21 protein-coding genes, 1 tRNA gene and 1 pseudogene are annotated in these 23,601 nt (G+C 70.0%); 7 read left to right on the forward strand and 16 right to left on the reverse strand.

Annotated elements, in window-relative coordinates; genetic code table 11:
- Window positions 1-414: 414 nt before the first annotated feature.
- Window positions 415-496 (reverse strand) — tRNA-Tyr (locus ACIBK0_RS09335).
- Between the two features lie 224 nt (window positions 497-720).
- On the opposite strand from ACIBK0_RS09335, the gene ACIBK0_RS09340 reads away from it, so the two are divergent.
- On the forward strand, window positions 721-1,209 hold the full coding sequence (locus tag ACIBK0_RS09340; RefSeq protein ID WP_355789823.1) for a YajQ family cyclic di-GMP-binding protein: 489 nt from the start codon (window positions 721-723) through the stop codon (window positions 1,207-1,209).
- 88 nt (window positions 1,210-1,297) lie between these two features.
- On the opposite strand, the gene ACIBK0_RS09345 is transcribed toward ACIBK0_RS09340, so the two are convergent.
- Window positions 1,298-1,564, reverse strand: a complete 267-nt coding sequence (locus ACIBK0_RS09345; RefSeq protein WP_189190376.1) for a GlsB/YeaQ/YmgE family stress response membrane protein — start codon at window positions 1,562-1,564, stop codon at window positions 1,298-1,300.
- A gap of 173 nt (window positions 1,565-1,737) precedes the next feature.
- On the opposite strand from ACIBK0_RS09345, the gene ACIBK0_RS09350 reads away from it, so the two are divergent.
- Window positions 1,738-2,982: an APC family permease gene (locus ACIBK0_RS09350; RefSeq protein WP_399077295.1), complete on the forward strand. Its 1,245-nt coding sequence runs from the start codon at window positions 1,738-1,740 to the stop codon at window positions 2,980-2,982.
- 214 nt (window positions 2,983-3,196) lie between these two features.
- Here ACIBK0_RS09350 and ACIBK0_RS09355 read toward each other — a convergent pair whose 3' ends face one another.
- From ACIBK0_RS09355 to ACIBK0_RS09420, 14 genes are all read right to left on the reverse strand, one after another.
- Window positions 3,197-3,763 carry an SMI1/KNR4 family protein gene (locus ACIBK0_RS09355; protein ID WP_399077298.1) on the reverse strand — a complete coding sequence of 189 codons (567 nt, stop codon included), beginning with the start codon at window positions 3,761-3,763 and terminating at the stop codon, window positions 3,197-3,199.
- Between the two features lie 51 nt (window positions 3,764-3,814).
- On the reverse strand, window positions 3,815-4,981 hold the full coding sequence (locus ACIBK0_RS09360) for a barstar family protein (RefSeq protein WP_399077300.1): 1,167 nt from the start codon (window positions 4,979-4,981) through the stop codon (window positions 3,815-3,817).
- Between the two features lie 15 nt (window positions 4,982-4,996).
- A complete protein-coding gene (locus ACIBK0_RS09365; protein ID WP_399077302.1) occupies window positions 4,997-5,389 on the reverse strand; it encodes a YccF domain-containing protein in 393 nt (130 codons plus the stop codon).
- Window positions 5,386-6,249 carry a zinc metalloprotease HtpX gene (htpX, locus tag ACIBK0_RS09370; RefSeq protein WP_399077303.1) on the reverse strand — a complete coding sequence of 288 codons (864 nt, stop codon included), beginning with the start codon at window positions 6,247-6,249 and terminating at the stop codon, window positions 5,386-5,388. The genes ACIBK0_RS09365 and htpX overlap by 4 nt, the downstream gene beginning before the upstream one ends.
- A gap of 212 nt (window positions 6,250-6,461) precedes the next feature.
- Window positions 6,462-7,961: an NADH-quinone oxidoreductase subunit N gene (locus tag ACIBK0_RS09375; protein WP_399077305.1), complete on the reverse strand. Its 1,500-nt coding sequence runs from the start codon at window positions 7,959-7,961 to the stop codon at window positions 6,462-6,464.
- Window positions 7,958-9,535 carry an NADH-quinone oxidoreductase subunit M gene (locus tag ACIBK0_RS09380; RefSeq protein ID WP_399077307.1) on the reverse strand — a complete coding sequence of 526 codons (1,578 nt, stop codon included), beginning with the start codon at window positions 9,533-9,535 and terminating at the stop codon, window positions 7,958-7,960. The genes ACIBK0_RS09375 and ACIBK0_RS09380 overlap by 4 nt, the downstream gene beginning before the upstream one ends.
- A gap of 6 nt (window positions 9,536-9,541) precedes the next feature.
- Window positions 9,542-11,533 carry an NADH-quinone oxidoreductase subunit L gene (locus ACIBK0_RS09385; protein ID WP_399077309.1) on the reverse strand — a complete coding sequence of 664 codons (1,992 nt, stop codon included), beginning with the start codon at window positions 11,531-11,533 and terminating at the stop codon, window positions 9,542-9,544.
- On the reverse strand, window positions 11,530-11,904 hold the full coding sequence (gene nuoK / locus ACIBK0_RS09390; RefSeq protein WP_399077311.1) for an NADH-quinone oxidoreductase subunit NuoK: 375 nt from the start codon (window positions 11,902-11,904) through the stop codon (window positions 11,530-11,532). The genes ACIBK0_RS09385 and nuoK overlap by 4 nt, the downstream gene beginning before the upstream one ends.
- Window positions 11,904-12,605 carry an NADH-quinone oxidoreductase subunit J gene (locus ACIBK0_RS09395; protein WP_399077313.1) on the reverse strand — a complete coding sequence of 234 codons (702 nt, stop codon included), beginning with the start codon at window positions 12,603-12,605 and terminating at the stop codon, window positions 11,904-11,906. Before ACIBK0_RS09395 ends, nuoK begins: the two co-directional genes overlap by 1 nt.
- On the reverse strand, window positions 12,602-13,300 hold the full coding sequence (locus ACIBK0_RS09400; protein ID WP_399077315.1) for a NuoI/complex I 23 kDa subunit family protein: 699 nt from the start codon (window positions 13,298-13,300) through the stop codon (window positions 12,602-12,604). Before ACIBK0_RS09400 ends, ACIBK0_RS09395 begins: the two co-directional genes overlap by 4 nt.
- Window positions 13,300-14,268, reverse strand: a complete 969-nt coding sequence (locus tag ACIBK0_RS09405; protein WP_399077317.1) for an NADH-quinone oxidoreductase subunit H — start codon at window positions 14,266-14,268, stop codon at window positions 13,300-13,302. Before ACIBK0_RS09405 ends, ACIBK0_RS09400 begins: the two co-directional genes overlap by 1 nt.
- Window positions 14,265-15,761: an NADH-quinone oxidoreductase subunit C gene (locus ACIBK0_RS09410; protein ID WP_399077319.1), complete on the reverse strand. Its 1,497-nt coding sequence runs from the start codon at window positions 15,759-15,761 to the stop codon at window positions 14,265-14,267. The genes ACIBK0_RS09405 and ACIBK0_RS09410 overlap by 4 nt, the downstream gene beginning before the upstream one ends.
- Window positions 15,758-16,360, reverse strand: coding sequence for an NADH-quinone oxidoreductase subunit B (locus tag ACIBK0_RS09415; protein WP_399077321.1), 603 nt, complete (start codon window positions 16,358-16,360; stop codon window positions 15,758-15,760). Before ACIBK0_RS09415 ends, ACIBK0_RS09410 begins: the two co-directional genes overlap by 4 nt.
- The gene (locus ACIBK0_RS09420) at window positions 16,351-16,743 is read right to left on the reverse strand and encodes an NADH-quinone oxidoreductase subunit A (protein ID WP_399077323.1); all 393 of its coding nucleotides are present in this window, start codon (window positions 16,741-16,743) and stop codon (window positions 16,351-16,353) included. Before ACIBK0_RS09420 ends, ACIBK0_RS09415 begins: the two co-directional genes overlap by 10 nt.
- A 558-nt stretch (window positions 16,744-17,301) precedes the next feature.
- Here ACIBK0_RS09420 and ACIBK0_RS09425 point away from each other — a divergent pair.
- The 5 genes and pseudogenes from ACIBK0_RS09425 to ACIBK0_RS09445 form a co-directional block, all read left to right on the forward strand.
- Complete coding sequence (locus ACIBK0_RS09425; protein WP_399077325.1) at window positions 17,302-18,501, forward strand: sensor histidine kinase; 1,200 nt, start codon at window positions 17,302-17,304, stop codon at window positions 18,499-18,501.
- 286 nt (window positions 18,502-18,787) lie between these two features.
- On the forward strand, window positions 18,788-20,143 hold the full coding sequence (locus ACIBK0_RS09430; RefSeq protein WP_399077327.1) for a sensor histidine kinase: 1,356 nt from the start codon (window positions 18,788-18,790) through the stop codon (window positions 20,141-20,143).
- Window positions 20,144-20,547: 404 nt separating this feature from the next.
- On the forward strand, window positions 20,548-21,207 hold the full coding sequence (locus ACIBK0_RS09435; RefSeq protein ID WP_308429378.1) for a response regulator transcription factor: 660 nt from the start codon (window positions 20,548-20,550) through the stop codon (window positions 21,205-21,207).
- Window positions 21,208-21,503: 296 nt separating this feature from the next.
- Window positions 21,504-23,432: a 2-oxoacid:acceptor oxidoreductase subunit alpha gene (locus ACIBK0_RS09440; protein WP_399077330.1), complete on the forward strand. Its 1,929-nt coding sequence runs from the start codon at window positions 21,504-21,506 to the stop codon at window positions 23,430-23,432.
- Window positions 23,425-23,601 (forward strand): annotated as a pseudogene (locus tag ACIBK0_RS09445) (2-oxoacid:ferredoxin oxidoreductase subunit beta); the annotation flags it as partial. The gene ACIBK0_RS09440 and the pseudogene ACIBK0_RS09445, both read left to right, overlap by 8 nt.

The raw sequence follows: 23,601 nt of genomic DNA on the forward strand, positions 1-23,601 counted from the left end.
TCCCGCCGGGCCAGGCCTCACCCAGCAGCTCCCGGTGGCTGCGCGGTGGCGCATACGGGAGGTCGGCCTCTCTCAGACACAGGCGAGCAACGCCTTCCGACCGGGGCGACGAGCACCACACCTTCGCACGTGGCGTCGTCCCGCCACTGGCCCTCCACGGGGCTCTGGGTGCGCATGAACCGCACCACGGCCTCCGGCCCCGCGAGCAGGTCGAGATCGAGCCCGACCCCTCCGAAGCGAGATTCGAACGCCTCATGACCACCGCCGTCCGACACGACGACGAAGGTTGCCCAGTTGGCCATACGGAGAGAATTCCCAACCGCTCACGGGCGCCGACAACGGAGTTTGGCCCCGCATACGAAGAAACCCCCTCCGAACTGCTCGATCGCAGTTCGGAGGGGGTCTCCCTCAGCGTGGCGGCGCCAGGATTCGAACCTGGGAAGGCGAAGCCGGCAGATTTACAGTCTGCTCCCTTTGGCCGCTCGGGCACACCGCCGGGGTTGCTGCCTTGAGACCCACTTTTCGGTGGTGCTCGCTGGCAACGACGTAAACGATACCTGATGCCCGGGGGTGCTTCGCCACCCCATTGATCGGCGCCTGGAGGGGAGGGGGTGGCTAGGCTTATGCGGATGCGGCCCGGGACCGATGGCGGGCTCGACGGCCGCCCCCATGCATCTCCATGCACCCCGATCCCCACCCCGATACAAGGAGCCACAGGACATGGCCGACTCCAGTTTCGACATCGTCTCGAAGGTCGAGCGGCAGGAGGTCGACAACGCCCTCAACCAGGCCGCCAAGGAGATCTCGCAGCGCTACGACTTCAAGAACGTCGGCGCCTCCATCTCCTGGTCCGGCGAGAAGATCCTGATGGAAGCGAACTCCGAGGAGCGGGTGAAGGCCATCCTCGATGTGTTCGAGACCAAGCTGATCAAGCGCGGCATCTCGCTGAAGTCGCTGGACGCCGGTGAGCCCCAGCTCTCCGGCAAGGAGTACAAGATCTTCGCGTCGATCGAAGAGGGCATCTCCCAGGAGAACGCAAAGAAGGTGGCGAAGATCATTCGCGACGAGGGCCCGAAGGGCGTGAAGGCGCAGGTTCAGGGCGACGAGTTGCGCGTCAGCTCGAAGAGCCGTGACGACCTGCAGGCCGTGCAGGCCCTGCTCAAGGGCAAGGACTTCGACTTCGCGCTGCAGTTCGTGAACTACCGGTAGCCGTCGGTTCGTTGCGCGTACGAGAAAGGGTGGGCACCCGGGGGTGCCCACCCTTCTCGCCTGCTGGCTGCGGCCTCGGGGTGCGCGCTCAGCGGCGCGAGTCGCCGAACAGAATGCGGTAGAGGACGAGCAGGACGAGCGAGCCGCCGATCGCGGCGGCCCACGTGGCACCGTCGTAGAACTGCTTGGTGATCGGGTGGTCCAGCCAGCGCGCGGATATCCAGCCGCCGATGAAAGCCCCCGTGATGCCGATGAGGGTCGTGCCGATGAAGCCGCCCGGGTCACGGCCCGGCAGCAGGAACTTGGCGATGGCTCCGGCCAGCAGCCCCAGAATGATCCAGCTGATGATGCTCATGCCGTGAACCTGCCTCTCCGTGCTGTACGTGTGCTGTGCTCCTGCTCCGGCCGGGCTGTGTCCATGCCTTCAAGTTCGAGCAGCCCGTTGGCCGTGCCGGTGTTCGTGTCGCGTTGCCTGGGAGGACGCCTGGTCGGCGCCGGTCGGTTGCAGCGATCAGTAGGGTGCCGCACATGACACAGTCCGGTTCCGAGTTGCAGCGCACCCTGGGAGTCGGGGACGCCGTGGTCATCGGGCTCGGCTCGATGGTCGGTGCCGGGATCTTCGCGGCGCTCGGCCCCGCGGCGCGGGCGGCCGGGTCCGGGCTGCTGCTCGGGCTCGCGGTCGCGGCCGTGGTCGCCTACTGCAACGCGATGTCCTCGGCCCGGCTGGCGGCCCTGTATCCCGCTTCTGGCGGCACATACGTCTATGGGCGCGAGCGGCTCGGCGTCTTCTGGGGGTACCTGGCGGGCTGGTCCTTCGTCGTCGGCAAGACGGCCTCCTGTGCGGCGATGGCGCTCACCGTGGGCGCGTACGTCTGGCCGGGGCAGGCGCACGCGGTGGCGGTCGCGGCCGTGGTGGCCCTGACCGCCGTGAACTACGGCGGCGTACAGAAGTCGGCCTGGCTGACGCGGGCGATCGTGGCGGTGGTCCTGGCGGTCCTCGCTTCCGTGGTCGTCGTGTGCCTCGGCTCGGACGCCTCCGACGCCGGGCGGCTGGACATCGGAGTCTCCGCCGGCGCGGGCGGGGTGCTTCAGGCGGCCGGGCTGCTGTTCTTCGCGTTCGCCGGGTACGCGCGGATCGCGACGCTCGGTGAGGAGGTACGGGATCCGGCGCGCACCATCCCACGCGCGATCCCGCTGGCTCTGGGCATCGCGCTCGTGGTGTACGCGGCGGTGTCGGTGGCTGTCCTTTCCGTGCTCGGGTCGGGTGGGCTCGGGCATGCCGCGGCGCCGCTGGCCGACGCGGTGCGGGCGGCCGGTGTGCCGGGGCTCGTGCCGGTGGTGCGGTTGGGTGCCGCCGTGGCCGCGCTCGGCTCACTCCTTGCCTTGATCCTGGGCGTCTCGCGGACGACGCTGGCCATGGCCCGTGACGGTCATCTGCCGGGCGGCCTGGCCGCCGTACATCCGCGCTTCCATGTGCCGCACCGGGCGGAGCTGGCCGTGGGCGTGGTGGTCGCGGCACTGGCCGCGACGGTGGATGTGCGGGGTGCTATCGGGTTCTCCTCCTTCGGTGTGCTGGCGTACTACGCGGTGGCCAACGCATCTGCCTGGACACTGCGTTCGGCTCCGGCAGCGCGGGTCGGGCCGGTGGTGGGGCTCGTCGGGTGCGTGACGCTGGCGTTCGCGCTGCCCGGGGCTTCCGTGGTGGTGGGCACGGCTGTGCTCGCGGTGGGGGCTGGGGCGTACGGCGTGCGGCGGTGGATGGCTGCGCGGTAGCCACCGACGGCGGGTGGAGCGGGCCGCCGTTGCACTGCCGACGGAGTCGCAGCGTGCAACCGCTTGCGCCACCGACGGGGACCGGGGGTGTCACCGCTTGCGCTGCCGACGGAGACGCGCCGTGCCACCGCCTGGGCCTGCCACGAGGGTCGGAGCCGGCCACGGCGGCGCCCGTCGCTGTCGCCCTCCTGCGCCCTCGCGGCGGGACGGTGGGCTAGGAGGTCTGTGCCGCCGCCGTGCGTATGCGGAAATCGGGCCAAGATGCCATGTCCGTACTGTCGTTGGACTCCTCGTACCAACCCGTGCCGTCGAGCCAGGCGGTCAGCCAGGTCGTGAGGTCGGGTGCGTCCACGTACCAGGCGTGGTCGGCCTCGTCGGCGTTCGGCTCGAACAGCAGGACAGGGCCCTCGGGGCTGTGGCAGTCCACGCACGCGTACATTCCGCAGCCCCAGTGGGATATCGGCAAGATGCCCTCGGGCCAGGGCCAGTCGGGGTCCTTGCGGCCGCTTTCACGGTTGGCGAGGTACTGCGGAACGACCGCAGGTTCACCGGACAGGGGGCCGTCAAGCAGGGGCAACAGGCCGTATTCCGGACCGAATCCGCCGTCCCCTATACGCAGGTAGAGCGCGGCGAGCAGGGGCGGCAGAGCGAAGCCCAGCGCGGCCTTCGCGCGGGAGAGTGCGGCAGCGTCCACGGGCTCGGGGAGCGAAGGCCAGCCCCACGGCCGGGTGTTGCGGGCCTCTGAGGCGACCCGTGCCAGCAACTGCTCGATTTCGGTCATGGGTTCATGATGCAGCGCGCCACTGACAATCGGGCGGGCTGTGGACAACCCTCAGGCGAGACGGACGTCGACACGCTTTTCGGCGAAGAAGGCGAGCAGTTCTTCAAAGGTCAGCGGGCGATAGCCGGTGTGCGGAGTGACGCCGAGGCAGGTGCGGGCGACGTGTGCGTCGTGCCAGACGAGCGTGAACGGCGGCGCGGCGCCCCAGCGGCCGCGCAGGCAGTCGTCGAGGGCGTCGAGGCCCCAGCCGAAGTACCCGCCGGGACCGTTCACCGCCTCGCCGAGCGCGCAGAAGAAGCCGCGCTCGTCGAGGACGTGGCGGCCGTCGAGGTGGTACGTCATGCCCGGAGGCCTGTCCGGCTCGCCGTGCATACGGTTTTCCAGGGCTGTGCCGAGCCAGAAGTCACGGCCCTTGGGGCCGCATCGCGCCCAGAGATTACGCGTGGAGGGGCGACCCTCCCACCACAGGTCCCAGACCTCCGAGGCCGCGATGGGCGGGCGCTCCGACCAGGGTTCGAGGGTCAGGTCGATCAGGCCGCGGCCACGCGCGGACGGGATCCACGCGGTGAGTTCGCCCTCCACGGCCGTCTGGACGGTGCAGCCGTGCGTGTCGAGGCGCAGCACCTTCGCGTGCCCCAGGTCCTCTTCGCCCGCGTTCAGAGCCCTCCGGAGGGCTCCACGGGGTAGGCAGCCGAGCAGACGCAGCGGGGGTTCCGTGGGTTCGGGTCGCTGTTCGTACCGGACGTGCGCCAAGTCCTCGCAGGTGCCCCACGGGGCCTCCTCGGCGCTGAGCAACCGATAGCCCGGTGAGAGCGGCGGGCACTGTGGATAGTCGGACCCGTTGTCCTGCGACTCGGACGCCTCGATGGTGATGTCGCGGCGCGACAGGTCACGCGCGCACGGGCGGTCGCCGAGGACGCGTACGTCCTCCAAGTGCCACAGCCAGACACCGACGCGCTCGCCCTTCTTGTCGAGGGTCTCCAGGGCGAGAGAGCCGAGCGGCGCCGAACCCTCGGCACGCGCACGTGCGAGGGCGGTACTCAACTCGCCGTCGGGCACGCAGCCGAGAAGTTCGTACGTCCCGCGCCCGGGAGGGGGCGGATCCCCGAAGAGACCCTCGGTCTCAGCGCACGTGGCCCATGTCTCCTCGTACCCGTCCTCGCCGTTGAACTCGGCCTCGGAGTCGTACGAAAGCAGCACGTACCTCGGCGGCTCCACCCCCGCGCCCACCTCCTAGCGCGACGCGAACGGCTGGTCCGTACGCACGATTTCGCGCCCCAGAGGGAGCAGCGAGACCGGGATGAGCTTGAAGTTGGCTATACCGAACGGGATGCCGATGATCGTGATGCACAGGGCGATGCCGGTGACGATGTGGGCGAGAGCGAGCCACCAGCCCGCGAGGACCAGCCACAGGACATTGCCGATGCAGGACGGCGCGCCCGCGTCGTGGCGCTCCACCGTCGTGTAGCCGAAGGGCCACAGGGCATAGATGCCGATGCGGAAGGCGGCTATGCCGAAGGGGATGCCGATGATGGTGATGCACAGCAGCACACCCGCGGCCAGATACCCGAGGAACAGCCAGAAGCCGCTCAGGACGAGCCAAATGACGTTCAGAATTGTCTTCACTGGTTGCGACCTGCCATCTGCTCGAGCCGGGCGATCCGCTCCGCCATCGGCGGATGCGTAGAGAACATCTTTGACATTCCCTGTCCCGGGCGGAAGGGGTTCGCGATCATCATGTGGCTGGCGGTCTCGATGCGTGGTTCCGGGGGCAGCGGCAGCTGCTTGGTGCCGGCGTCGAGCTTGCGCAGCGCGCTGGCGAGGGCGAGCGGGTCGCCGGTGAGCTGGGCGCCGGACGCGTCCGCCTCGTACTCCCTGGAGCGGCTGATGGCGAGCTGGATGAGGGAAGCGGCGATCGGTCCCAGGATCATGATCAGCAGAAAGCCGAGGATGCCCGGGCCCTCGTCATCGCTCGAGCGGCCGACCGGGATCAGCCATGCGAAGTTGACCAGGAACATGATCACTGAAGCGAGGGCGCCGGCGACCGACGAGATCAGGATGTCGCGGTTGTAGACATGGCTCAACTCGTGGCCGATGACGCCGCGTAGCTCGCGCTCGTCCAGGATGCGCAGGATGCCTTCGGTGCAGCAGACGGCTGCGTTGCGCGGGTTGCGGCCCGTCGCGAACGCGTTCGGCGCCTCCGTCGGCGAGATGTACAGGCGTGGCATGGGCTGGCGGGCCTGGGTGGAGAGCTCGCGGACCATGCGGTACAGGGCCGGGGCCTCGAATTCGCTCACCGGGCGCGCGCGCATCGCGCGTAGAGCCAGCTTGTCGCTGTTCCAGTACGCGTAAGCGTTCGTCCCGATCGCGATGAAGAGTGCGACGACGAGGCCGGTACGCCCGAAGAAGCTGCCGATGACGATGATGAGTGCGGACAGTCCCCCGAGGAGTACGGCGGTCCTGAGCCCGTTGTGCCGGCGGTGCACGGTACGCCCTCCAAGTGGTGCGGCAGGGGAACCCTTTGCTTACTGATGCTCTGCTTCCACTCTTCAGTGGACCCTCCCGTACTGGTCAACGCCAGACGGGGAGCACTAGTTCCCTTGTGCGCGCGGCGGTGCGCGTGGGCCGTCCGGGTGATGGCGGACGCCACTTCACGCGCGCGTGGGCCACGAACTCACGCGCGCGTGCCCTGTGAATGTCAGAACAGCCCGGTGGCCGAGAAGCGCAGGACCAGCTGGGGTGCCCCGGAGAGGGCGATTCCCAGGACGGCCGTCAGGGCGATCGCCGCCGTGAGCGGAGCCGGGACGCGGTGCTTGCCGGGCTCGCCCTCAGGAGCACGGAAGAGCAGGGTCGTCCACTGGAGGTAGTAGAAGAGCGCGATCACGACGTTGACGGCCATGACCACGGCCAGCCAGCCGAGCCCCGCGTCGACGGCCGCCGAGAACACGGTGACCTTGGCGAAGAGACCGATGATGCCCGGGGGCAGGCCCGCGAGGCAGAGCAGGAAGAAGCCGAGGAGCAGCGCCGACAGGGGGCTCGCGGCATACAGGCCCCGGTAGTCGCTGATGCGGTTCAGGGGGCTCCTGCGGGCGACCAGGGCAGCAACGGCGAAGGCGCCCAGGTTCACCGCGGCATACATCAGGGCGTAGGCCACGGTGGAGCCGATGGCCTTCTCGGCGTCCTTGGAGTAGGCGGCGGCCGCGATCGGCACCAGGAGGTAGCCGGCCTGCCCGATGGAGGACCAGGCGAGAAGTCGCACCGCGCTGTACGCGCGCGTGGCCTGCTGCCGCAGGGCGCCGACGTTGCCGACCGTCATGGTGAGGGCGGCGAGGGCTGCCAGCGCCGGGCCCCAGACGTCCGCGTACGACGGGAAGGCGACGACGGTGACGAGGATCAGCCCGGAGAAGCCGACCGCCTTGCCGACGACCGACAAGTAGGCGGCGATCGGCAAAGGCGCCCCTACATAGGTGTCGGGCACCCAGAAGTGGAAGGGCACGGCGGCCGTCTTGAAGGCGAAGCCGACGAGGGTGAGGACGACGCCCGTCTGGGCAAGCGCGTGGAACTGTCCATCGACGTGCTGGATCTTGTCCGCGACCTGGGTGAGGTAGAGGGTGCCGGTCGTGGCGTAGACGAAGCTGACGCCCATGAGGCTCACGGCGGTCGCGGTGACGGAGGAGAGGAAGAACTTCAGGGCCGCTTCGGAGGACTTCTTGTCGCCGCGCTTGATGCCGACGAGCGCGAAGGCGGGCAGGGAGGCGACTTCCAGGGCGACGATGAGGGTCGCGAGGTCTCGGGAGGCGGGCAGCAGGGCGGCGCCCGCGGCCGAGGAGAGCAGCAGGAACCAGAACTCCCCTTCGGGGAGTTCCTTGTTGGCGTCCTTCAGGGCCGTGACCGACAGCAAGGCCGTGAGAAGCGCACCACCGAGAACCAGGAACTGGATGACGAGGGTGAACCGGTCCGCCGTATAGCTGCAGACGTTCGCGTTGCCCGTCAGACAGAAGGTGGCGCGATCACCGTCCAGGATGGGCAGCAGCATCAGCGCGGACGCGGCGAGGCCGGCCACGGACACCCAGCCGAGCACCGCCTTCTTCGCCTCGCCGATGAAGAGGTCGGCGACGAGCACGACGAGTCCGACCACCGCGGCAAGGGTGGGCGGCGCGATCGCGAGCCAGTCGACGGACTGGACCAGGGAGCTCATCGGGTGCCTCCTGCGAGGAGCTGCTGTACGGCCGGATCGGTCAGACCGAGGAGAGCCCTGGGCCACAGGCCGGCGACGACGGTGAGGGCGACGAGCGGCGTCCAGGCCGCGAACTCGTAGCTCTGAACATCGGCGAGCTTCGGGCTCCCCGGCTGCGGGGTCGCGCCCATGCAGACGCGGCGTACGACGACGAGCATGTACGCGGCGGTGAGGAGCGTGCCGAAGGCGGCGATCGACATGAACGTCAAAAACGCGGGGCGGCTGAGGTCTTCGGCGGGCTTGAACGCGCCGAACAGCGCCAGCATTTCACCCCAGAACCCGGCGAGGCCCGGCAGCCCGAGTGAGGCGACGGCGCCGAAGGCCAGCAGGCCGCCGAGGCGCGGGGCCTTTCCGTACAACGCGGCGCCGGTCCCCTCGGCGAGCGTGTCGAGGTCGGTCGTGCCCGTGCGGTCCTTCAACGCCCCGACGAGGAAGAAGAGGAGGCCGGTGATGAGGCCGTGGGCGATGTTGGCGAACAGCGCGCCGTTCACGCCGGTCGGGGTCATGGTCGCGATGCCGAGGAGAACGAAGCCCATGTGGCCGACGGACGAGTAGGCGATGAGCCGCTTGAGATCGCCCTTCGCCCCCTGTTTGGCGAGGGCCAGGCAGGCCAGTGATCCGTAGATGATCCCGACCACGGCGAAGGCGGCGAGGTAGGGGGCGAAGGTGCGCATGCCGTCCGGCGCGATGGGCAGCAGAATGCGGACGAATCCGTACGTACCCATCTTCAGCAGCACACCGGCCAGCAGGACCGAGCCGACGGTGGGCGCCGCCGTGTGGGCGTCCGGCAGCCAGCTGTGCAGCGGCCACATCGGCGTTTTGACCGCGAGCCCGATTCCGATCGCCAAAACGGCGATGACCTGCACGGATGTGGTCAGCCCGCGGCCGTTGTCAGTGGCGAGTGCCACCATGTCGAATGTGCCGGACTTGATTCCGATCAGGAGCAGGCCCAGCAGCATGACGACTGAACCGAGCAGGGTGTAGAGGATGAACTTCCAGGCGGCGGCCTGGCGCTGTGCACCGCCCCACCGGGCGATGAGGAAGTACATCGGGATGAGCACCATCTCGAACGCGAGGAAGAACAGCAGCAGATCGAGAACGGCGAAGGTCGCGAGCGTGCCGGACTCGAGGACGAGCAGCAGTGCGACGAAGGCCTTCGGGGTCGGGCCCGCGGGCATCTTGAAGTAGCTGTACAGCGCGCAGAGGAAGGTCAGCAGCGCGGTCAGGACCAGAAGGGGGAGGGAAATGCCGTCGATGCCGAGGTGGATCCGCACGTCGAGTGCGGGGATCCAGCTGATGTCCGTCGTGGCCTGCATCTTCGACGGGTGGTCGTGGTCGAAGCCGAGCGTGAGGACGATCGCGGCGATGAGCACCACGCCGGTGACCGTCACGCCGTGCCGCAGCACGGCCTGCTCGGGTGACTTCCCCTTCAGCCCGGGCGGGGCCGGAAGGAGAGCCGCGGCGGCCCCGATGAGCGGGCCGACGACGATAAATGCCAGAAGGATCTGCATCACGGATTCACTGATATCGATCACGCCTGCTCACGCTCCCGTGGCGACGAGGAGGGCGGCGACCACCAGGACGACGGTGCCGGCGAGCAGCGCGCTCACATAGGTCTGCACATTGCCGGTCTGGGCGCGCCGTACGGCCGCGCCGAGCCAGCGGGGTAGGGCGCCCGCACCCCGTACGTAGGTGTCGACGACCTCGCGGTCGAGGAACCGGACGAGTGAGGCTCCGGCCTGGACCGGGCGGACGAAGAGCACCGAGTACACGGTGTCGAGGTGGAAGCCGACGGCCGCATGGCGGTGCAGCGGGCCGAGCAGCAGTCGGCCCGGGTCCGCCGGGTCGGACGCGGAAGCCACATCTCCGAACGTCGGCGCGTGCATCGCGATCGCCTCGGCCTCGACGGTTCCGGCGTCGGCATCGGGGTGGGCGACGACCGCACCCAGCGGTACGCGCGCAGCCATCGCGCTGGTGTGCCGCCAGGCGCCGTAGGTGACCAGTCCGCCGACCAGAGCGAGCCCCGTACCGAGGACGGAGGTGGTGAGGACCGGCGTCAGGTCGCGGCCGTCGAACCAGTCGGGCAGCGGGCCGTACGCCAGACCGAAGGCGAGCGACGGGACGGCGAGCACCCACAGCACGACCGTCATGGTGAGCGGCTGTCTGCCGTGGTCGGGGGCCTCGGTGCCCTGGCCGCGGAAGGCCAGCAGCCACAGGCGGGTGGCGTACGCGGCGGTGAGTACGGCGGTGATCAGGCCGGCGACAAGGACGATCCAGCCCGAGGCTCCGGGGGCGTGCTCGGTGTGGCCGGTGGCGACGTGCTCGGCGGCGCCGAGGACGGCCTCCTTGGAGAAGAAGCCGCTGAACGGCGGGATCGCGGCGAGAGCGAGCAGCGCCACGGTCATCGTCCAGTAGGCGTCGGGGACTCGGGCCCGCAGATCCTTCATACGGGACATGACGGCCAGCGAGTTGGTGCCGGAGGCGTGAATGATCACGCCCGCAGCGAGGAACAGCAGGGCCTTGAAGGCGCCGTGGGCCAGGAGGTGGAAGACGGCGGCACCGCGGTCGCCGACGGCCAGGGCGCCGGTCATGTAGCCGAGCTGGCCGATCGTCGAGTACGCGAGGACGCGCTTGATGTCGTCCTGGGCGAGCGCGGCGAGCGCCGAGCCGGCCATCGTGATCGCGGCCATGACGGCGAGGACGATCATCGCGGCCGAGGAGGCCTGGAAGACGGGGAGGAGCCGGGCGACGAAGTAGACACCGGCGGCGACCATCGTCGCGGCGTGGATCAGCGCGGAGACGGGCGTGGGGCCCGCCATCGCGTCGGGCAGCCAGGTGTGCAGGGGGAACTGCGCCGACTTGCCCGCCACACCGGCGAGGAGCAGCAGCGCGACCAGCGTCGGATGGTGCAGTCCGCCGCTCGCGACGGTGCCGAGGACCGTGGTGATGCGGAAGGACCCGGCGTCGGTGGCAAGAGCGAAAAGACCGATGAGGAAGGGGACATCGCCGAGCTTGGTGACCAGGAAGGCCTTGATCGAGGCGGCGCGGGCCTCGGGAGTCTCCCAGTAGTGGCCGACCAGGAAGTACGAGCAGATGCCCATGATCTCCCAGCCGACCAGGAGCACCATCAGGTCGCCCGAGTAGACGACGACCAGCATCGCGGAGGTGAAGAGGGAGACGAGAGCGGCGTATGAGGGGTAGCGCGGGTCGTCGCGGAGGTAGCCCGTCGAGTAGATCTGCACGCAGGAGGCGACGAAAGCGACCAGTACGGCGACGAGGGCGGCGAAGCCGTCGATGTACAGGGCGAGCTCGATGGGGACCGAGCCGGTCGGGGTGAACTCGGTGTGGGTGTCGATGGCCTGGCCGCCGCCCTGGCGCACGGCGACCAGCACGGCGAGGACGAGCGAGACGAGCGGAGGCAGAACGGCGAGGGGTCGTACGAAGCCGGGAGCCGTGCGCCCGAGGAGGAGCCCCGCCACGGCGCCGAGGAACGGAAGGAGGGGGACGAGGACGGCGAGGGTGGTCGTGGTCACGCGGTGGCCTCAGCCTTCTCGTCTGCCGTGACGGTGGCCTCGTCGGGGCCGTGCGGCTCGGCGCTGTCGCGGAGCTTGTCGATGTCGGCGGTGCCGCGGCCCCGGTACACGGCGAGCACGATCGCCAGGCCGATGCCGATCTCGGCTGCGGCGATCGTGATGGTGAACAGGGTCAGCGCCTGGCCGGAGTGCAGCGTGTCGCGGCTGGCCCTGGAGAGCCAGACGTCGAAGGCGACGAGGTTCAGGTTGACGGCGTTGAGCATCAGCTCGACGGACATCAGGACCAGGATCGCGTTGCGTCGCGCGAGGACTCCGTACAGGCCCGTGCAGAACAGGAGGGCGGAGAGCACGGCGGGATAGGCGAGGTGCATCAGCGGGTCCCTTCCTCGGCCGGGGGCTGCTCGCCGGAGGCCGTCGTGTCGGCGGCGGTGCGGCTCGGAGGCAGGGTGCCCGACGGCGTGCCCGGTGTCGGGAGGGCCGGTGCGGCCTTGTCCGCGGCGGCCTTGCGGGAGAGGACGATCGCGCCGACCAGGGCGGCGAGGAGGAGGACGGAGAGCGCTTCGAAGGGGAGGACCCAGTTCTGGAAGAGGCTCGCTCCGGTCACCTCGGTGGAGCCGGCGACGGCGCCGTCCAGGTCGACCCAGGTTGTGCGGAAGGCGTCGACGACGACCCAGACCAAGGCCGCGGCCGCGGCAACGGCCACGGTCAGGGCGGCCCAGCGATTGCCGGAGTCGGCGTCCGGGGAACGGCCGATGGGCGCCTTGGTGAGCATCAGACCGAACAGGAGGAGGACGACGACGGAACCGACGTAGATGAGGACCTGCACCCAGGCGATGAACTCGGCCGTGAGCAGGAGGTATTCGACGGCGAGGCCGCCGAGCGTGGCCACCAGCCACAGGGCGGCGTGCACCAGCTGCTTGGTGGTGACGGTGACGATCGCGGCGCCGAAGGTGACCAGGCCGACGAGGAGGAAGGCGATCTCGACGCCGGTCGGTGAGAGGAAGCCGTGGCTTTCGGCGACGGTGGTCGTGGCCCGCGCCGCGGCGGCCGTGGCTGCTGCTGCGAGGCTCACGACTCGCCCTCCCGCGGCTCGGAGGACTCGGAGCCGCCCGTGCCCGGGGACTCGCCCGGCTCGGAAGCCTGGTCGGGAGCCTGGGGCTCGGTCCCGGCCGGAGCCGGCGGTGCCGCCTGCGCTGCTTGCTCGGCCCGCTCGGCTTGCGCTGCTTGCTCGGCTTGCGCTGCTTGCTCGGCAGCCAGCTTGTCGGCGGTCTTGCGGGCGGCGGCGATCTCCTTCGGTTCCTCGGCGCCGGGGTCGAGGGCGGGCGGGGCCGGGACGGTCCACATCCACTCGCGGAGCTTGTCGCGCTCGTGGGTGAGTTCGTGGATGTCGGTCTCCGCGTACTCGAACTCCGGGGACCAGAACAGCGCGTCGAAAGGACAGACCTCGATGCAGATACCGCAGTACATGCACAGGGCGAAGTCGATGGCGAAGCGGTCGAGGACGTTGCGGCTGCGCTCGCGGCCGCCGGGGGCCGTGGGCGGGACCGTCTCCTTGTGGGAGTCGATGTAGATGCACCAGTCCGGGCACTCGCGGGCGCACAGCATGCAGACCGTGCAGTTCTCCTCGAAGAGGCCGATGACGCCGCGGGTGCGGGGCGGGAGTTCGGGCTGGGCGTCCGGGTACTGCGCGGTGACGGTCTTCTTCGTCATCGTGCGGAGGGTGACGGCCAGGCCCTTGGCGAGACCGGAGCCGGGAATGGGGGCCACTAGGAGATCACCACCTTGACGATGCCGGTGAGGGCGATCTGGGCGAGGGAGAGGGGGACGAGGAGGGTCCAGGAGAGTTTCTGGAGCTGGTCCTCGCGCAGGCGGGGATAGGTGACACGCAGCCAGATCACGACGAAGGCGAGGATCGCGGCCTTCAGGAGGGTCCAGACCCAGCCGAGGCCGTCCGCGCCCCAGGGGCCGTGCCAGCCGCCCAGGAAGAGGACAGTGGTCAGGCCGCACAGGACGACGATTCCGGCGTACTCGGCGAGGAGGAAGAGTGCGAAGCGCAGGCCCGTGTACTCGGTGTACGCGCCGAAGATGATCTCCGAGTCGGCGACGGGCATGTCGAAGGGCGGGCGCTGGAGTTCGGCGAGGCCGGCCACGAAGAAGACCATCGCACCGACGATCTGCCAGGGCAGCCACCACCACTCGAAGGCGTCGACGATGCCGGGGAGCGAGACCGTCCCGGCCGCCATGGCCACCGAGGCGGCGGTCAGCAGCATCGGGAGTTCGTAGGCGAGGAGCTGGGCGGCGGTGCGGAGGCTGCCGAGGAGGGAGAACTTGTTGGCCGATGCCCAGCCCGCCATGAGCGAGCCGAGGACGCCTACGCCCATTACGGCGAGCACGAAGAAGATGCCCGCGTCCACGACCTCGCCGACGGCGCCCTCGCCCGGGCCGATGGGGATGGCGAGCAGGACGAGGAGGTAAGGGAGGAGGGCTACGGCGGGGGCGAGTTGGAAGATACGGCGGTCCGCGCCCGTGGGGACGACGTCTTCCTTCTGCGCGAACTTCACGCCGTCCGCGACGAGCTGGGCCCAGCCGTGGAAGCCGCCCGCGTACATCGGGCCGAGGCGGCCCTGCATGTGAGCCATGACCTTGTGCTCGGTCTGACCGACGATCAGGGGGAACGTCAGGAACACGACGAAGACGACGAGGAGTCGCAAGGCGACGTCGAGAGCGTCGTTCACTGCGGGCCTCCGGAGGGATCTTCGGGCTCGGGCTCGGGCTCGGGCTCGGGCTCAGGATCGGCGTCGGGTTGGGGCTTGGCGGTGGGGCCAGGAACAGGGGCAGCGTCCGGCTCGGCCGGCGGTTCCGGGGCGGCATCGGGTTTCGGAGCTGTGCCAGGTTCCGCGACACGATCCGGTTCCGGGACGTCGCCAGGTTCCGCGACAGCATCCGGCTCCTGGGCGGCCTCGGGTTCCGGGACAACGTCCGGCTCCGGGACAGCGCCGGGCCCCGCGACAGCATCCGGCTCTTGCGCGGCCTCGGGTTCCGGGACAACGTCCGGCTCCGGACCGGCCGCGGGTCCCGACAGGTCCTCAGAACGTCGCTCCGACTTCGGCCCCGGCTCCGGCCCCGGCTCCGGAGAACGTCGCTCCGGCTTCGGCTCCGGTTCGTCGAAAGCGGGGCGGGCGTGGTGCCACGGAGCATCCGCGCTGTGCGGCGCGGCGGGCGGCCTCGCCGGAGTGGCGGGAGCCGTCGGCTCGGCGGCCGCCGCCCGTTGTGTCGCCGAGCCCTGGCTCGCGCTGTGCGTGCGGCGCGGTCCGGCCGGGGTTGTCGGTTCCGGGGTTGCGGGGGTCGACGTCGTCGCCTGCTGGTCAGGGGCGGGAGCCGTCGGCTCGGCGGAAGCCGGTGCCGGTGCTGAAGCGGTGGCCTGCTGCTCCGGGGCCGGAGCCGCCCCCTGCTGGCTGGCCGAACCCTGGCTCGCACTGCGCGCACGGCGCGGTGGCGCCGAGGCCTCCGCGGCGGCACCAGCCCCCGCAGCAGCAGCGCCACCGGCGGCAGCGGCCTGGCTCGCCGAGCCCTCCCCCGCCGTGCGGGCCCTGCGTACGGGGCGGTCGCCAGCCGCGCGGGCGGTGCCGCGGGCCGGGCGGGCCGGGGCCGGCGGGAGCTGGCCCTTGAGGGGGCCCCACTCGTTCGGGTCGGGGACGCCGGGCGGGAGCATCTGACGGCGCTTCGGGCCGCCGTGCTCGGACTCGCCGGGTTCCTTGGCTCCCGGCCAGGCCTTGACGACGCGGGCTGCCAGGACGAAGTCCTTGCGGAGGGGGTGGCCTTCGAAGCCCTCCGGCAACAGCAAGGGGTCGAGGCCCGGGTGGCCCTCGAAGTGCACGCCGAACATCTCGTGGGTCTCGCGCTCGTGCCAGCGGGCGCCCGCGTACACGGAGACCGCCGACGCGAGCACGGGCGTCGCGTGCGGGACTGTCGTACGGACGAGAAGGCGGCGTACCGAGGCCGGGGACAGCGCCACGACGTGGGCCGCGACGCGGAAACCGGTGCCGGGTTCGTCGACGGCGCTCAGCCAGTCGAAGTAGGTGCAGCCCAGGGCGTCACGCGCGGTCTCCAGGGCGGTGATCCAGGACGTCGGCGGTACGTCGACCGTCAGGACCTCGTACGACTCCTCGGCCGTGGCCTCGGGGCCGAAGAGTTCCTCGACGGGTGCGGGGAGCCAGCCGACGGTCATCGGTCCTCCCCCGGGACGGGCGGCTTCACCAGGTCGCTCTGGAGCACGGCAGCGGACGGACGTGCCGCCTCGGACCCGTACCGCTCACCGAGCGACTCGCGGGCGATCTTCTCCTGCAGCTTGAGGATGCCCTGGAGCAGGGCTTCCGGGCGGGGCGGGCAGCCGGGGACGTACACGTCGACGGGGATGATCTGGTCGACGCCCTTCGTCACGGAGTACGAGTCCCAGTACGGGCCGCCGCAGTTGGAGCAGGCGCCGAAGGAGATCACGTACTTCGGCTCGGGCATCTGCTCGTAGAGACGCTTGACGGCCGGGGCCATCTTGTCCGTGACCGTGCCCGACACCACCATCAGGTCAGCCTGGCGGGGGCCCGGTGCGAACGGGATCACGCCGAGGCGGATGAAGTCGTGGCGGGCCATGGACGCGGCGATGAACTCGATGGCGCAGCAGGCGAGGCCGAAGTTGAAGACCCAGAGCGAGTAGCGGCGGCCCCAGTTCAGGACCACTTTCATGGGCTCGGGGGCCAGCCGGGCGAGCGCGCCCAGCCGCTTCGGCTCGGGAAGCAGCACCGGCTCGGGGGGCGAGGGGGTCACGTCCATGTCAGGACGCCCTTCTTGTATGCGTACAGCAGACCGACGGCGAGGAAGCCGAGGAAGATGAACATCTCCACGAGCGTCGCGGCGCCGTAGCCGGGCGCGGCGAAGACCGTCGCCCAGGGGAAGAGGAAGATCGAGTCGACGGCGAAGATGACGTAGAGGAACGCGTAGACGTAATAACGGACCTGGGTGTGGGCCCAGCCCTCGCCTACCGGGTCGACACCGCACTCGTACGTCAGGAGTTTCTCGGGGGTGGGGACCACGGGCCGCAGCAGGCGGCCGGCCCCGAAGGCGACGGCGACGAAGAGCACGCCCACGACGGCGAGCAGTCCGACGACCGAGTAGGACTGGAAGTAGCCCGCCGCGACGACGGTCGGTTCCGGCACGTCAGCCCCTCGCTCCCTGACCTCGTATGCGCCCCGGAGTGCGCCGTCGCGCACTCTGTGATGCGCCGTGTTCGACGATCTGTACGGACGGGAGTCTAGGGCCTGCTAAAGAGACGGTAAGCAGCCCATCACGCATGGACCATCGCAGACGCGTCCCAGTCTCGCCAGGTGGACAAGAACTCCTCCCGCGTCGAGACCGTGTCCAGCTCCCACCCCGTCGACGCATCCGAGCGAACCTCGCCTCGATATCCACGTCCCACACTGTCGATGCACCAGGTCCACCCCTGGACGCATCCACGTCGCCCCGCCCGTCGACGCATCCACGTCGCCCCGCCCGTCGACGCATCCAGGCCCCACCCGTAGACGATCCACGTCGTCCCAGCCTAGACACATCCGCGTCCCGCCTCGGCGACGTACCCGGGTCCCGCCTCGGCGACGTACCCGGGTCCCGCCCCATGGACGTGTCCGATTCGCACCCTGTGGGGTGGGGTTTTCCCCAGTGGATCGCGGCGGTCCACCTCATGGCGCGGCGGCTCGGCGCCGGGCAGGCTAGCGGATATGACCGAACGCATCACGCTCACCGGTCCGTCGGACGAGACCTCCGACGGCGACCGGCTGCCTCCCGCGCGCTTCGCCTTCGACCGGCAGACGTGGAAGGAGATCGCGCATCTGCTCGCCAACCTGCCGCTCTCGATCGTCGGCTTCGTGTACGTCGTCACGCTGATGTTCACGGGCGCCGGGCTCGCAGTGACGGTCATCGGGCTGCCGCTGCTCGCAGTCGGGCTGCGCGGCGCGCGCCAGCTGGGCAAGGCCGAGCGGGCGCGGGCGCGGGCGCTGCTCGGGGTGCGGATCGACGAGCCGAGCCCGCTCCCGGTGCACAGGACCGGCTTCTTCGGCTGGCTCTGGTCGAGCCTGAAGGACCCGGTCGGCTGGCGGACGGTGCTGTACGACTTCATACGGCTGCCGTGGGGGATCGCCACCTTCGTGATCACGCTCACGTCGCTGTTCGTGCTGTGGCCGGTGCTGCCGTTCATCGCGCGGGGGCTGACGAACGTGGACCGGGCCCTGGTACGCGGGTTGCTGTCGCCCTCCGACGAACTGGAGCGGCGGATCGCCGAGTTGGAGTCCGACCGGGGGGTCGTGGTCGACACGGCCGCCGCCGACCTGCGGCGCATCGAGCGCGATCTGCACGACGGGGCGCAGGCCCGGCTGGTCAACCTCGCGATGGGGCTCGGTCTGGCCAAGGAGAAGCTCCTGGAGGATCCGGACGCGGCGGCGACGATGGTCGACGAGGCGCACGGCGAGGTGAAGCTCGCGTTGCAGGAGCTGCGCGATCTGGCGCGCGGCATCCATCCGGCGGTGCTCACCGACCGGGGTCTGGACGCGGCGCTGTCGTCGGTCGCCTCGCGGTGCACCGTGCCGGTGAAGGTGACGGCCGAACTGGAGAGCAGGCCGGCCGCGGCCATCGAGGGCATCGCCTACTTCACCGTCTCCGAGCTGTTGCAGAACGTGAGCAAGCACAGTGGGGCGAGGTCCGCGTCGGTCGATGTGTGGCGGGCGGACGAGCGGCTGCTCATCCAGGTGTCGGACGACGGGCGCGGCGGGGCCGGCCTGGACGGCGGTACCGGGATGGCGGGGCTCGCGGACCGGCTCGGCGCGGTCGACGGCTTGTTCGTCATCGAATCGCCAGTCGGCGGTCCGACCGTCATCACGGCGGAGCTGCCGTGGCGGGACCGGCAGGACGAGCCCGCGCGGTAGGGCTCGTACGCCTAGGGTCGCCGCCTCGGGCTGCCACGGCGGGCTGCCACGTCGGGCCGCCACGTCGGGTCGCCGCCTCGGCTCGCCGGCTCGAGAACCCTGGCGAGAACCCCGCGGAAGCCTCCGGCGAGCACCCAGCACGCACCCAGCCACAGCTCCGGTCCCCTCCCGAGGTAGGGAAAACCCCCGCCCCAAGACGCCGACCCGCTCCATGGTCGGCGAGCCCCGTGGGCAGCAGGGTTGAGGTACGAGCCGACGAGCAGGACGAGTAGAACGGACGAGACCGATGGCCACGGAGTACGGACAGGAGTACGGGCACCGCAGTGGGCCCGGATTCCGCGGAGCGGACGCCGCTGAGCGGCGGCACCGTCTCCCGGCCCCGCTGCGGGCGCCGATCGAGGCCCGCAGCTGGCGCGAGTTCGGCTATGTGATGCTGAGCCTGCCGCTCGGGATCATCATGTTCACGTTCGCCATCACGATGTTCTCGCTCGGCGCCGGCCTGCTGATCACCTTCCTGGGGATACCGGTGCTCGCCGCGGCGCTGGCCGGCTGCCGCGGCTTCGGCGCGCTGGAGCGGGCGCGGGCGCGCGGGCTGCTCGGGGTCGAGGTGTCCGAGCCGGAGCCGCTGCGGATGAAGCAGCGCGGGGCGATGGCGTGGATGGGCGCGATGCTCAAGAGCGGCGCCTCGTGGCGGCACCTGCTGTACGCGGTGGTCCAGTTCCCGTGGGCGGTGTTCTCCTTCGTGGTGGCGCTGAACTTCTGGGTGTACGGGTGGGCGCTGCTGACGTATCCGCTGTGGTTCTGGCTCTTCCCGATGTACGGGGGCCAGGGCGGCCTGCAGCTCTACGGGGACGAGACGCACGCCATCTATCTGGACAACCCGTTCGAGATCACGGTGACCGCGCTGGTGGGGCTGCTCTTCACGATGGCCACGCCTTGGATCGTGCGGGCGCTGACGACCGTGGACCGGCTGATGGTGCGCGGACTGCTCGGCCCGTCGCGGCTGGCGACGCGCGTGGTCGAGCTGGAGTCCGACCGGGGGGTCGTGATCGACACGGCCGCCGCCGACCTGCGGCGCATCGAGCGCGATCTGCACGACGGGGCGCAGGCCCGCCTTGTCGCCCTGGCGATGGACCTGGGGCTGGCCAAGGAGAAGCTGACGGAGGACCCGCAGGCCGCGGCGCGGATGGTGGACGAGGCGCACGGAGAGGTGAAGACGGCGTTGCAGGAGCTGCGGGATCTGGCCCGCGGGATCCATCCGGCGGTGCTGACCGACCGCGGTCTGGACGCGGCGCTGTCCGCGGTGGCCTCGCGGTGCACGGTGCCGGTGCAGGTCGACGTGGATCTCGCCTGCCGGCCCGCGCCCGCGATCGAGGGGATCGCCTACTTCACGGTCTCCGAGCTGCTGCAGAACATCAGCAAGCACGCGCGGGCCACGCGCGCCACGGTGGATGTGTGGCGGGTCGAGAACCGGCTGATGATCCAGGTCGGCGACGACGGTGTGGGCGGGGCCGATGTCTCCGCCGGGTCGGGGCTGGCGGGGCTCGCGGAGCGGCTCGATGCGGTGGACGGGATTCTGGTGGTGGATTCGCCCGTAAGCGGGCCCACGCGGATTACGGCGGAGCTGCCCTGGCGGGGATGAATCGGTGCGGGGCGAGGGTGGGAGGGTCTTTTTGACCCTCGGGGAGGTCTTTCGCCCCTCGGGAGGGCGCTCCCTCGGGGGTCTTTCGCCCCTCGGGCGGGAGGGTCATTCGCCTCTCCCCCTTACCCGTCCCGTACCTGGAGTGCTGCGCCCCCCATACCCCCGCTGTCGGCCTTGACGGCATCGTCCTCGCACGCCGGACTCGCTGAAAGATCCCGGTGAGGTCTCCTTGTGCCTATTCTCGCTGCCCGGGCGCAGTCCGGTCCGAATGCTGGAATGCTGGGGGCTGTCGTACGAGCGGGGACGAACCCGGCGCGGGCCGGGAAGGGACTCGGGTCGCGCCGGGCTGTCCCGGTGCGGGCCCGGGGACGGGCTCTGGGGGGCCGAGAATCGTGGAGGACAGGGTGCGGGTGGTCATCGCCGAGGATTCAGTGCTGCTCAGGGAGGGCCTGACCCGGTTGCTGACCGACCGCGGACATGACGTCGTGGCGGGTGTCGGCGACGGCGAGGCGTTGATCAAGACCATTACCGAGTTCGCGGCCCAGGACGCGCTGCCGGACGTCGTCGTCGCCGATGTACGGATGCCGCCGACGCACACCGACGAGGGTGTCAGGGCGGCGGTGCAGCTGCGCAAGGCACATCCCGGACTCGGTGTACTCGTGCTGTCGCAGTACGTGGAGGAGCAGTACGCCACCGAACTGCTGGCCGGTTCCAGTCGCGGTGTCGGCTATCTGCTCAAGGACCGGGTGGCCGAGGTGCGGGAGTTCGTGGACGCGGTGGTGCGGGTGGCCCAGGGGGGTACCGCGCTCGACCCGGAGGTCGTGGCGCAGCTGCTCGGCCGCAGCCGCAAGCAGGACGTGCTCGCGGGGCTGACCCCGCGGGAGCGGGAGGTCCTCGGGCTCATGGCCGAGGGACGGACGAACTCGGCGATCGCTCGGCAGCTCGTGGTCAGCGACGGCGCGGTCGAGAAGCACGTCAGCAATATCTTCCTGAAGCTGGGCCTGTCCCAGAGTGACGGGGATCACCGGCGTGTTCTGGCCGTGCTCACCTACCTGAACTCATGAGCACCTGACACTGTGTCAGGTGGCTGGTACGACTCCACGTGCCACCGCATCTGCCACGAGAAGCCCAGAATCCAGGAAAGCCAGGAACCCAGAACCAATGGATGAGCGGGGAGCGTCTTCAAGGAAAGACCAGGGGGCGGGTAAATCATGACAAGTCAGGGTGTCCGGCCGTCTCAAAATGGTGTCCATCATGCGAATGGCCGCGGGAAGGCGACCCTTACCGACGTAGGGTTGAAATTGGGAGGGCCTGCGGGAAGGCCGCTCCCAGACAGCCGCCTCGAGGGAGGTCCAGTTCAGTGACGAGCCAGGTCAGTAGCCCAGCGGAGCAGGCAGACGGAGCCGTCGTAGGAGAACAGCGCAAAGCGGCCGGGGTCAAAGACGTCCGCCGCCTTGACCGAGTGATCATTCGGTTCGCGGGCGACTCCGGTGACGGGATGCAGCTCACCGGCGACCGCTTCACCTCCGAGACAGCCTCCTTCGGCAACGACCTCTCGACCCTGCCGAACTTCCCCGCCGAGATCCGAGCGCCCGCAGGCACCCTGCCGGGCGTTTCGTCTTTCCAGCTGCACTTCGCGGACCACGACATCCTCACTCCCGGTGACGCGCCCAACGTGCTCGTCGCCATGAACCCGGCCGCCCTGAAGGCGAACATCGGCGATGTGCCGCGCGGCGCGGAGATCATCGTCAACACGGACGAGTTCACCAAACGGGCGATGCAGAAGGTCGGCTACGCCAGCAGTCCGTTGGAGGACGGCTCCCTGGACGGCTTCAACGTCCATCCCGTCCCGCTCACGACGATGACCGTCGAGGCGCTCAAGGAGTTCGCGCTCTCCCGCAAGGAGGCCGAGCGCTCCAAGAACATGTTCGCGCTGGGCCTGCTGAGCTGGATGTACCACCGGCCCACCGAGGGCACCGAGAAGTTCCTGCAGAGCAAGTTCGCGAAGAAGCCCGACATCGCCGCGGCCAACATCGCGGCGTTCCGCGCGGGCTGGAACTTCGGCGAGACCACGGAGGACTTCGCCGTCTCCTACGAGGTCGCCCCGGCCACCCAGACCTTCCCGGCCGGCACCTACCGCAACATCTCCGGGAACCTGGCCCTGTCGTACGGCCTGATCGCGGCCTCGACCCAGGCGGACCTGCCGCTGTATCTCGGCTCGTACCCGATCACCCCGGCCTCCGACATCCTGCACGAGCTCAGCAAGCACAAGAACTTCGGTGTACGGACCTTCCAGGCCGAGGACGAGATCGCCGGCATCGGCGCCGCCCTGGGCGCCGCGTTCGGCGGATCGCTCGCCGTGACCACCACCTCCGGCCCCGGCGTGGCCCTCAAGAGCGAGACCATCGGCCTGGCCGTGTCTCTGGAACTGCCGCTGCTGGTCATCGACATCCAGCGGGGTGGCCCGTCCACCGGCCTGCCGACCAAGACCGAACAGGCCGACCTGCTGCAGGCCATGTACGGCCGCAACGGCGAGGCGCCGGTCCCGGTCGTCGCACCGCGCACCCCCGCCGACTGCTTCGACGCCGCTCTCGAAGCCGCCCGCATCGCGCTGACCTACCGCACGCCGGTGTTCCTCCTCAGCGATGGCTACCTGGCCAACGGCAGCGAACCGTGGCGCGTCCCGGACACCGACGAACTTCCTGATCTGCGCGTGCAGTTCGCCCAGGGCCCCAACCACACCCTGGACGACGGCACCGAGGTCTTCTGGCCGTACAAGCGTGACCCGCAGACCCTCGCCCGTCCGTGGGCCATCCCGGGCACACCCGGCCTGGAGCACCGCATCGGCGGCATCGAGAAGGAGGACGGCACGGGCAACATCTCGTACGCCCCCGCCAATCACGACTTCATGGTCCGCACCCGTCAGGCCAAGATCGACGGCATCGACGTCCCGGACATCGAGGTCGACGACCCGCACCAGGCCAAGACCCTCGTGCTGGGCTGGGGTTCCACCTACGGACCCATCACGGCGGCGGTACGCCGGCTGCGCACGGCCGGGGAGGACATCGCACAGGCCCATCTGCGCCACCTCAACCCCTTCCCGCGGAATCTGGGCACCGTGTTGAGGCGTTACGACAAGGTGGTGATCCCCGAGATGAACCTCGGTCAGCTCGCCACGCTCATCCGGGCCAGGTATCTGGTGGACGCGCACTCGTACAACCAGGTCAACGGCATGCCGTTCAAGGCTGAGCAGCTCGCCACGGCTCTCAAGGAGGCCATCGATGGCTGAGACGTCCACGGAAGGCACGGGCACGATCGAGGCGCTTTCTCTCGTTCCCAAGGCCGAGGCCAGGCAGTCCATGAGGGACTTCAAGTCCGATCAGGAAGTGCGCTGGTGCCCCGGCTGCGGTGACTACGCGATCCTCGCGGCGGTCCAGGGCTTCATGCCGGAACTGGGC

This window comes from Streptomyces sp. NPDC050564, from assembly GCF_044457265.1.
GTDB lineage: Bacteria > Actinomycetota > Actinomycetes > Streptomycetales > Streptomycetaceae > Streptomyces.